The sequence below is a fragment of the Vibrio sp. 10N.222.52.C12 genome, assembly GCF_041474215.1.
In the GTDB taxonomy this organism is placed as follows: Bacteria; Pseudomonadota; Gammaproteobacteria; order Enterobacterales; family Vibrionaceae; genus Vibrio; species Vibrio crassostreae_C.
In genome coordinates this window covers 41,252-52,128 of the sequence record NZ_JBFRTR010000115.1, presented here as the reverse complement: position 1 = coordinate 52,128, position 10,877 = coordinate 41,252, and the positions used below count along the sequence as shown (strand labels likewise).

Genomic DNA, 10,877 nt, shown 5'->3' with positions numbered 1-10,877 from the left:
TAGGTTGAAACTTTAAAGGCTTTTTAAATGAAAAGAGTATTACTTCCTCTGTGGGCGTATCGATACTTCATACTTTCTTCAATCCGTACTGAGTTTCGCTCTCGTTTTGCTCGAAGTAAACTTGGCGGCTTATGGATGGTTTTGAACCCATTAGCAATGGTACTTGTCTATGCTCTGATTTTATCACAAATCATGACGGCTAAACTGCCTGAGGTCTCCACACAATATGCATATCCAATTTATATCCTTTCTGGTGTGATTGGTTGGACATTGTTTGCAGAAGTATTAGGTCGGTGTCTTACTGTCTTTATTGATAACGGAAACCTATTGAAGAAAATGTCTTTTCCTAAGCTTGCTCTTCCACTAGTGGTAGTGGGGACTGGCTTTGTTAACTTCTTTTTGATGTTTGTTGCTATGTTTGCAGTATTTGGTGTTTTGGGTCACTTGCCTTTTCACGCTCTTCATTGGCTGCCTTTACTTGTTCTTATTACTTTGGGCTTAGCTGTAGGTATTGGACTATTTTTCGGAGTGCTGAACGTATTTATGCGAGATGTCGGACAGGTTCTAAATGTGGTGCTGCAGTTTTGGTTCTGGCTCACTCCTATTGTATACATGTTATCTATCGTACCTGAGAAGTATCATTGGTTAATGATGTTAAACCCGATGACTGGAGTAGTCATGGGTTATCACAACGTGCTGCTTTATGACAAAATCCCGGATTTTAGCTTGCTTATATATCCGAGTGTTTTTGCTGTCACGAGCTTAGTTTTAGCAATGGTGCTGTTCAAAAAAGCGAGTGAAGAAATGGCGGATGTGTTATGAGTAGCGTGTTAGAAGTTAACAACGTTGGAAAATCGTTTAAAGAGTACAGCTCAGAACTTCAACGAATATCATCATGGTTTGGCCTAAATCCCAAGCCAGTCCAAGAACATAAAATTCTTAAAAATATTAACTTCTCCTTGGCCTCTGGTGAAGCTGTTGGAATTGTAGGGCAAAATGGTGCAGGCAAAAGCACTTTGCTAAAAATGATCACTGGAACCCTGAAGCCCTCTAGTGGCAGTATTAATGTCACTGGACGAATTTCAGCTATTTTAGAGTTAGGTATGGGGTTTCACCCTGATTTAACTGGGCGACAAAATGTTTATCATTCTGCTGGTCTTATGGGATATAGCCAAGATCAGATAGATGCAGTAATTGATGAGCTAGAAGCCTTTGCTGAAATAGGGGAATATTTTGATCAACCGGTTCGCACATACTCTAGTGGTATGCAAATGCGTGTCGCTTTTGGTGTTGTCACTGCATATCGACCTGAGATCCTTATTGTAGATGAAGCGCTTTCAGTTGGAGATGCTTATTTTCAACACAAAAGCTTAAGCCGCATTAAAGAGTTTCAAGAGCAAGGAACAACACTATTGCTTGTTTCTCATGATAGAAGTGCGATTCAAGCTATTTGTGACCGAGCGATTCTTCTAGAGCAAGGGATGGTTATTAGGGACGGTAATCCTGAAGAAGTAATGGACTTTTATAATGCTCTTATAGCAGAAAAGGAAAATAGTAGGATATCGCAAGTAAAAACTGAATCAGGTCTTATTCAAACATCTTCTGGTACCGGTGAAGCTAACCTTATAGATGTTGGCTTATATAATGAAAATGACCAAAAAGTAGAATATGTATTTGTAGATCAACCAGTAACTATTAGAGTAAAAGTAAAAGCTAATGAGGATATTCCAAAGTTGGTTGTTGGCTTTATGATAAAAGATCGCTTGGGGCAAACGGTTTATGGAACTAACACACATCACCATGATAAAATTATTCATGATATCAATTCTGGGAGTTCACTAGAATATCTATTTTCATTAAATATGAAGCTAGGCCCGGGTTCATACTCGATTGCGGTTGCATTAGCAGGAGGTGAATCTCATGTTGAAAAAAACTATGAGTGGCGAGACCTTGCTGTAGTTTTTCATGTTGTTAATAATAATAAAGAAATTTTTGCCGGAAGTACTTGGTTGCAAACGGGAATAAATATTAAAGGGATAAATAAATTATGATAGTTAAAATCACTAACAGGTTCTTATCTCTATTTGATGTTGTAATACTTAGAAATAGTTCAATTAACTCTAGGTTGCATAGTTTAAATTGTCAGATTGACGAATTATCAAACTTAAAGAAAAAGTTGGAAAATGATAAAATAGAAAAATTAGAGATAAAAAAGGAAATAATAGGCTTACAAGGTGTCATTTCAAAAGCGACCCCAAACTTCGATGATGATAGAGTTCGAAAATCAGAAATAACAAGAGATCTAATAGATTTACAAGAGAAGCAAATAAAACACCGAACGTATACTAAGTGGTCTATTATCGATGCAATAAGCAGAGATGGTAATATCTCAGGCGTAAAACTTGCTTGCCCTATATGTAAGGAAGTAGCGACGTATGATAACCCCTTAGAAAGTCATTGTATTTTTGGTGGCGGTATTTTGAAACGGCATCTTTGTAAGCATTGTGGGGTGATTTTTGGGCCTCAGAAAATGTTAGAGCTATCAGATGCAGAGTTGGATGAGGAATATAAGTGGCACTATGAAGTTTACTCGGAAGGAGACTCGACTGAGCAGGAAAAAAGAGCTTTTTATTCACTAAATCCCACCAAATCAGGAGTTTATTTAAACTATGGTGCTGGCGAGTGGTCTCGTTCAATTATTGAGTTAAGGGAAGAAGGATGGAATGTGTATGGCTATGAGCCACATGCAATATCTTCGAATGAACACATAATTGGAGATTTTGATTCGTTACAAAAACTAGATTTTGATGGTGTATTTTCAAACAATGTTATTGAGCACTTTAAAGATCCAGTAAAGGAGCTATTAAAAATAAAATCTCTACTTAAAAATGAAGGGCTAATGTCCCACGCAAGCCCTTGTTTTGAGTATTTGTATGAATTTACGCGTTTTCACCTTTTTTTCTATACTGGAGATTCGATGGAATATATAGCCAGAAAAACTGGTATGGAAATATATGAATTTATTGTTGATGGTGAATTTATGAATGTCGTTTTAAAACCGAATTAAAAAGAGAAGGAAACTTAAAGAATGAATTTTATTTCCTACGCTCAGAACTTTGAAGATGTCATGCTTTGGCGAGCACTTAAACATGTAGAAAATGGGTTCTATATTGATATTGGTGCAAATGATCCAACAGAACACTCTGTAACCAAGTCTATGTATGATCGTGGTTGGCGTGGTCTTAATTGTGAGCCTGTGCAATATTGGTTTGAAAAACTTGAAGAAAATCGAGTCGATGATCTTAACTTGCAGATTGCAATTGGTGCAACTAACGAAGAGCTAGAGTTTTTTGAAGTTGTAAATACAGGTCTCTCAACCTTAGATAGATCTATAGCTGAACAGCACTCAATGGAGTATGGCTTTGATCTGATTAGGTATACAGTGCCTGTCGAAAGCCTTACCTCCATTTGTAATAGAACAAATTTTGGAGAAGTTCACTTCTTAAAAATTGATGTTGAAGGAGCTGAAAAGTCAGTTTTACAAGGTATTGATTTTAAGATAATTCGACCTTGGATTGTTGTTGTTGAAGCTACAAAACCAATGTCTCAAGATGTTGACTATGAGCAATGGGAATATCTTATTACTTCAAAAGATTATCACTTCGTATACTTTGATGGGCTCAATCGTTTTTATGTCGCAAATGAACATACAGAGCTTGATTGTCACTTTGATAGACCTCCAAACGTATTTGATGGTTTTGTTCGCTATAGTGAAACAGAAGTAATTAAAGCTGAAGCCAAAGTGAGTGAAGCTGAAGTCAAAGTAAGTGAAGCTGAAGCCAAAGTAAGTGAAGCTGAAGCCAAAGTAAGTGAAGTTGAAGCAAAAGTAAGTGAAGCTGAAGCCAAAGTAAGTGAAGCTGAAGCCAAAGTAAGTGAAGCTGAAGCCAGAGTGAGTGAAGCTGAAGCTAAAGTGAGTGAAGCTGAAGCCGAAGTAAGTGAAGCAATACGCAATTATTCAGAATTAATCAATAGTAACTCTTGGAAGGTAACGAAACCAGTTCGTAGCTCTGTTCGTTGGTTTAGAAGTATATTAGGAAAGAAATAGTAATGCGTATTGTTATTGATTTACAAGGCAAGCAAAGTACGGGTAGCAAAAATAGAGGTATTGGTCGCTATAGTTTGTCTATTTCACAAGCGATCGCAAGAAATCGCAAAGACCATGAAGTTATTATTGTCCTATCATCGGCTTTTCCAGAAGAAATTTCAGTTATTAGAAATGAATTTAAATATTTGCTACCAGCTGAAAATATAGTTGTCTGGGAAGGGGGGAACGACTCTTCGTATTTAACTGGAACTAATGAATTAAGAAAGAGTGCAGAAATTAGTCGAGAACTATTTTTCCTTGATTTAGAACCGGATGTTATTTATATTACCAGCCTTTTTGAAGGGCTGGATGATAATGTAACTACAAGTGTTGGTAACATTATCTCTGATGTTCCTGTTGCAGTAACACTTTATGACTTAATTCCGCTAATTAATGAAAATCCATATTTAGAAAATCCTGAAGTTAAGCGTTGGTATTTTGATAAAGTAGAACATTTAAAAAGAGCTGACCTGTTACTTGCTATTTCTCAGTCATCTCGGCAGGAAGCTTTAGAACACCTTGACTCAAGTGTTGATGGTGTTGTTAATATTGGCACCGCCGCAGACCCCCAATTCAAAAGAGTTGAATTTAATGAGGACTTTAAGTCTAAATTACTAACTAATTACAACATCAAAAAAGATTTTTTGATGTATACTGGTGGGATTGATTTAAGGAAAAATATAGAAGGACTTATTAGAAGTTATGCAAAACTTCCATTAGAACTAAGAAATAAATATCAATTAGCGATCGTATGCTCTATTAATGAAAGTCAAAAGCATGACCTAGAGCTATTAATAAACAAAGTGGGACTAGAAATTAATGATGTTGTCTTAACTGGATTTATTTCTGAAAGCGAATTAATAGCGCTTTATAATTTATGTAACCTATTTATTTTCCCATCTTGGCATGAAGGTTTTGGTTTGCCAGTACTTGAAGCAATGCATTGTGGAGCGCCAGTTATTGCAGCAAATACGTCGAGCTTACCCGAGGTTGTGGGGCTAGAGGAGGCTCTGTTTGACCCATATGACGACCTAGATATGGCAAATAAAATTGAATTAGTATTAACAGATAAACAGTTTCGGGAAAAGCTATGCGAGCATTCATTAAAGCAGTGCTTAACTTTTTCTTGGGATCATAGCGCTCAAAAAGCTATAACCGCATTAGAAAAGATAGCTATAAAAAGCAAAAAGGAAGTCATTTATCCAAAGCGCCTAAAGTTGGCCTACGTATCCCCTTTACCCCCGCAGCGAAGTGGAATCGCAGATTATAGTGCCGAACTGCTTACTCAATTATATCGTTACTATGATATTGATGTTGTAGTTGACCAAGATACTGTTTTAGACCCATGGATAACCAAATATTGTAATATTATTAATGTTATAGAATTTAAAGAAAATTCGATAAACTATGAACGTGTTTTATATCACTTTGGGAATTCCGAATTCCATCAGTATATGTTCAATTTATTAATTGATATTCCAGGAGTTGTTGTATTACATGACTTCTATCTTTCTGGAGCTATTAATTATATGGATGCGCATGATTACGAAAATTACTCTTTTGCAGATGAATTGTTTTATTCCCATGGGAATGAACCATTTGATAATGATGATTGTGATCTGGTTATGGACTATCCATGTAATAAAAAAGTACTAGATTATGCGAAAAGTGTGATCGTTCATTCTGAAAATTCAATTAACTTGGCAAAGGAATGGTACGGGAAAACATCGACTCACAATTGGCAAGTGATACCTCTTTTACGGAACGCGGCGATTATAAATAATCGAGATATTATTAGAGAGAAACTTAATATTCCCAATGATGCTATTGTTGTTGCAAGTTTTGGGATAATGAGTCAGTCAAAGTGTAATATTGAATTGGTTAAAGCTTGGCTAAGTTCCTCTTTGAGTGAAAATGAAAATTGCTATTTGATTTTTGTTGGTGGGAATGACCGAGGAAGCTATGGTGAAGAGATACAGGCGTTAATAGACTCGAGTGGATACTCAAAGCGGGTTTTAATCACCGGCTGGACGGATACAGAAGCCTTCAAGGAATACCTGTCGATAGCTGACATTGGTGTGCAACTGCGAACCTTATCTCGAGGTGAGACATCGGCGGCAGTATTAGACTGTATGAATTATGGCCTTGCGACAATAGTAAATGCTAATGGGTCTATGTCAGAGTTGTCAAAAGATGCAGTGCTAATGTTAAACGATGAATTTACTCAAAGCGATTTAGTAAATGCGCTGGAATCTCTCTATTTAGATGAAACAAAGCGAAAAATTCTTAGCGATAATGCAATCTCTGTTATTAATAAAACACACTCACCAGAAAGGTGTGCTAACCAGTATACAAAAGCTATAGAGTCTAGTTACGCAAAAAGCACGAAGCATAAAGAAGGTTTAGTTGAACTAAAAAGTAAGCTTTCTGATGCTAATGCTGAGACTCATAAATGGTGGTTGAAAGCAACAGAGTTAGATTCTGAAATAACGACTTTGGAAGCTAAAGCACATGAATGGTGGGTTAAGGCTACGGTAGCTGAAGAAAAAAGTAATGCGATAATAAATAGTAAATCTTGGCGTCTCATGAGACCTTTACGATTTCTTAGCCAGAAATATCAGATAATTAAGTTCGGCTGCAAAGCTTGGCGAAAATTTGCTCCGGGCAGCAGGCCGAGAAGAGTCTTAAAAAAATCGTTATTAGTTATTAAGTCTTATATCATTTCAAAACCTTATTTATTAAAAGTAAGCCTCAATACACTGAACTATTTTCCTCGTTTAAAAAATAGGCTCAAGTCGATAGCTATATCAGATTTAAGAAAAAATCAGGCAGCAGTTGTTGAGTTGTCTGATAGAGGAAATGAGGTATATCAAAATATTAAATTGAAACGACTTAAAAAAAGAAAGGTCCAACAATGAGAGTTGTAATTGACTTACAAGGTAATCAAAGTAGCGGCAGTCGAAATCGTGGTATTGGTCGTTACAGCTTAGCAATAACAAAAGCAATTCTGAGTAAAAAAAAGGAACATGATGTTATTGTTGTTTTATCCAGTCGATTTCTTGATACCATCGAATTGGTTCGCAATGAATTGAAGGGGGATATTGAAGAAGAAAATATTCGTGTTTGGGATGCACCTGATGGCCTTTCATACATGCATAGAAGTAATGACTGTCGAAGAAAAAATGCAGAATTAATTAGAGAGACATTCATAGCAAGTCTTCAGCCAGATATAGTTTTTGTTACCAGTTTATTTGAAGGTTTTATTGATGATGCTGTTACTAGCATAGATCTAATGAATTATGGTATACCGACTGCGGTGGTATTGTATGATTTAATTCCTTTAATTAACGCTTCCCCTTATCTAGATAATCCAGTAGTTAAAATATGGTATGAAGATAAAATTAGCCACTTAAAGAAGGCAGACATACTACTGTCCATTTCTGAATCATCTAGACAAGAAGCCTTACAGTATTTAAACATGCCATCAGCTAAGGTTGTAAATATTGGAACTGCGGCAGATTCTCAGTTTAAAGTTGTTGATTTATCCCAGAGGGAACGTTCTGAAATTATTTCAAAATATAATTTGAATAAAGATTTCTTGATGTATACAGGTGGAATTGATCATCGTAAGAATATAGAAGGTTTAATTCGTTCTTATGCGATGCTTGATATCCAGACTAGGTCCTCTCACCAATTAGCAATTGTTTGTTCAATTAATGAAGAACAAAAGATCAATTTAACAACTCTAGCCAAGTCAGTTGGTCTGTCAGATGACGATGTTATATTTACCGGTTATATACCTGAAGATGATTTAATTGCATTATATAATCTGTGTAAAGCTTTTATTTTTCCATCATGGCATGAAGGTTTTGGGTTACCTGCATTGGAGGCCATGAACTGTGGAGCTCCTGTTATTGCTTCAGATCGTTCAAGCTTACCTGAAGTTGTTGGGTCCCAAATTGCACAATTTAACTCACTAGACGATGAGGAAATGTCTGAAAAAATTATGCAAGTTCTATCTGACGATGAGTTCAGAGAGCAATTACTTGAAAATGGAAAAATTCAGTGTACAAAATTTTCTTGGGAGAAAAGTGCTGAGTTAGCAATTGAAGCTTTTGAAGTGTTTTTAGATAAAAATCATAACAGGGAAGTGAATAATTCAAACGCTAGGAAAAGGCTAGCATATATTTCGCCTCTTCCGGAACAAAGAAGTGGCATTGCTGATTATAGTGCAGAGCTATTGCCTTCTCTGATTGAATACTATGATGTTGATGTAGTTGTAATTCAAGAAGAGATATCTGATGATTGGATAAATGAAAATTGCCTCGTCCGTAGTGTTGATTGGTTTGAAAGTCATTCAGATTTATATGATAGGGTTTTGTACCATTTTGGGAATTCTCATTTTCATCAACACATGTTTGACTTACTTTATAAATATCCAGGAACTGTTGTTTTACATGATTTTTATTTAGGGCATGTAATGGAATCGATGGGGCTTCTAAATGACCAAGCATATTACTCTCATGGTTACATCCCATTTGTTGGGGGGGGAGAAGACATTGTTTGGAATTACCCCTTAAACAAAAAAGTGATTGATCACGCTCATGGAGTGATCGTACATTCTGATAACTCAAGAATATTAGCTAATAAATGGTTCGGTGAGCAAGTTGCGAAAGAGTGGTCTGTTATTCCACTTTTAAGAAAGCCAGCAGAAACATTAATAAAAAGAGAATGCAGAGAAATATTAAACCTCCCAGAAGATGCATTTTTAGTATGTAGCTTCGGTCTTTTAGGCTCAACAAAACAAAACGAAGAGCTTTTAGATGCATGGTTAGCTTCAAAGTTAAGTGAAAACCCAAAATCGTACTTAATATTTGTTGGTGAGAACTCTTCTAACGAGTATGGTGTAAATATCGAAAAGAAAATTCGACAAAGTGATCATTCATCTCGGGTTATTATTACTGGTTGGGCTGACAGTGATACATTTAAGAACTTTTTATCAGCATCTGATATCGGTGTACAACTTCGTACGATGTCTCGTGGAGAAACATCAGCAGCTGTCTTGGATTGTATGAATTATGGCCTCCCTACGATTGTTAACGAAAACGGTTCAATGGCAGATTTGTGTGACGACAGCGTTTTAAAGATACAAGATGAATTCTCACTACAAGAGCTAGTTAAAGCTCTTGAAGAACTATATTTCAATTCAGAAAAAAGAAGTAGTATTGGTATAAATGCTAGAGAAAAGATTGCTGATGAACACTCTCCTAGAAAGTGTGCGAAACAATACTTTGAGGCAATTGAAAACTTCTATAATACAAACATTAATGAGAATCACGGCTTATTAGATTCTATTGAAAGCAGTGATGCTGATGATAACGAATTGATTCTATTGGCTGATAGTATTTCAAAAAATCATCAATACCCAGGAGAAAAAACATTCTTTATTGATGTATCACAATTAGCAACTGTCGATAGTAAGTCTGGTATACAGCGAGTTGTCAAATCAATATTGAATCAGTTGCTATTAAATTCTCCTGAAGGCTATAGGGTTGAACCAATATATTCGACTACTGATATGACAGGGTATCGATATGCCCATGGTTTTATGAGCAACTTTTTATCTATCCAGAACTTGCATCTAACCGAAAAGTTAATAGATTTTAAACAAGGCGATGTCTTTTTGGGTTTAGACTTATGTCAGCATACTGTGATATCTAAGTCAAATTATTTCAAGCAATTACGCGCAAGTGGTGTCAAAACCTATTTTGTTATATACGACTTATTACCGGTTACAAAAAGCGATTGCTTTCCAAAAGAGTGGTTGTTATCTGAAGTTCATAGTGATTGGTTAAAGGTTGTGTGTGAAGGGAATGGAGCTTTATGTATATCAAACTCAGTACAGGATGACTTAGCTAAGTGGATAGGAAAAGAAAAAATAATATGCAGTGATTCTTTCTCATTAAGTTGTTTTCACTTAGGCGCAGATATAGGTAATAGTAAACCTTCAACTGGATTAACCAAAGATCATAGTTTTATATTAAATAAAATAGCTTCTAAAGTGACTTTTTTAATGATTGGAACAATCGAACCTCGCAAGGGTTACGGCGAAACTTTAGCTGCGTTTGAACGGCTTTGGGAAGACGGAATTGATATTAACCTGATTATTATTGGCAAAGAAGGATGGTTAGTGGATGAACTTGTTTCAAAGTTAAAAGTTCATTCAGAGCTCAATGAGCGTTTATTCTGGTTAACAGGAATAAGTGACGAAGCCCTTGAGATTATTTATGAAAAAGCTAGTTGTTTAATCTTCTCTAGTGAAGCTGAAGGTTTTGGCTTACCGTTGATTGAGGCAGCGCAAAATAATCTTCCAATCATAGCTCGCGATATTCCTGTATTTAGAGAAGTTGCTGGTGAGAATGCATATTATTTCGATAATGAGAAGAGCCCTGAAGTTATTCATGATGCTATTAATCGCTGGTTAGAGATGTATGAGAAGAACCTACATCCTAAATCTGTTGACTTACCATGGTGCACATGGCGAGAAAGTACTGTTCAGTTGTTAGGGTGTATTGGCATAGAGTATACATAAGCATTAAAAGTATGGTGAAAGCGCCTTGGGCATAACTGCCCTAGGCTCTTTGATAACAAGTTTATTTTGGCTAATTTTGTTACTAACCCAGGATACTGACAGTAAACAGCACTATTTATGCAGATTCAGAATTGGTTTGGA

At 36.0% G+C, this 10,877-nt stretch carries 6 protein-coding genes; all 6 read left to right on the top strand.

Annotated features, from left to right (window positions below):
* Positions 1-27 precede the first annotated feature (27 nt).
* The 6 genes from AB4623_RS19915 to AB4623_RS19890 are packed head-to-tail and all read left to right on the top strand — an operon-like array spanning position 28 to position 10,736.
* Positions 28-822 carry an ABC transporter permease gene (locus tag AB4623_RS19915; protein WP_372147250.1) on the top strand — a complete coding sequence of 265 codons (795 nt, stop codon included), beginning with the start codon at positions 28-30 and terminating at the stop codon, positions 820-822.
* On the top strand, positions 819-2,051 hold the full coding sequence (locus AB4623_RS19910) for an ABC transporter ATP-binding protein (protein ID WP_372147248.1): 1,233 nt from the start codon (positions 819-821) through the stop codon (positions 2,049-2,051). Before AB4623_RS19915 ends, AB4623_RS19910 begins: the two co-directional genes overlap by 4 nt.
* On the top strand, positions 2,048-3,067 hold the full coding sequence (locus AB4623_RS19905; protein ID WP_371713985.1) for a class I SAM-dependent methyltransferase: 1,020 nt from the start codon (positions 2,048-2,050) through the stop codon (positions 3,065-3,067). Before AB4623_RS19910 ends, AB4623_RS19905 begins: the two co-directional genes overlap by 4 nt.
* A 21-nt stretch (positions 3,068-3,088) precedes the next feature.
* A complete protein-coding gene (locus AB4623_RS19900) occupies positions 3,089-4,105 on the top strand; it encodes an FkbM family methyltransferase (RefSeq protein ID WP_372147246.1) in 1,017 nt (338 codons plus the stop codon).
* Positions 4,106-4,107: 2 nt separating this feature from the next.
* Positions 4,108-7,062 (top strand): glycosyltransferase, encoded by a 2,955-nt coding sequence (locus tag AB4623_RS19895; RefSeq protein WP_372147244.1) that lies wholly within the window; start codon positions 4,108-4,110, stop codon positions 7,060-7,062.
* Positions 7,059-10,736 carry a glycosyltransferase gene (locus AB4623_RS19890; protein WP_372147242.1) on the top strand — a complete coding sequence of 1,226 codons (3,678 nt, stop codon included), beginning with the start codon at positions 7,059-7,061 and terminating at the stop codon, positions 10,734-10,736. Before AB4623_RS19895 ends, AB4623_RS19890 begins: the two co-directional genes overlap by 4 nt.
* The last annotated feature ends 141 nt before the right edge of the window (positions 10,737-10,877 follow it).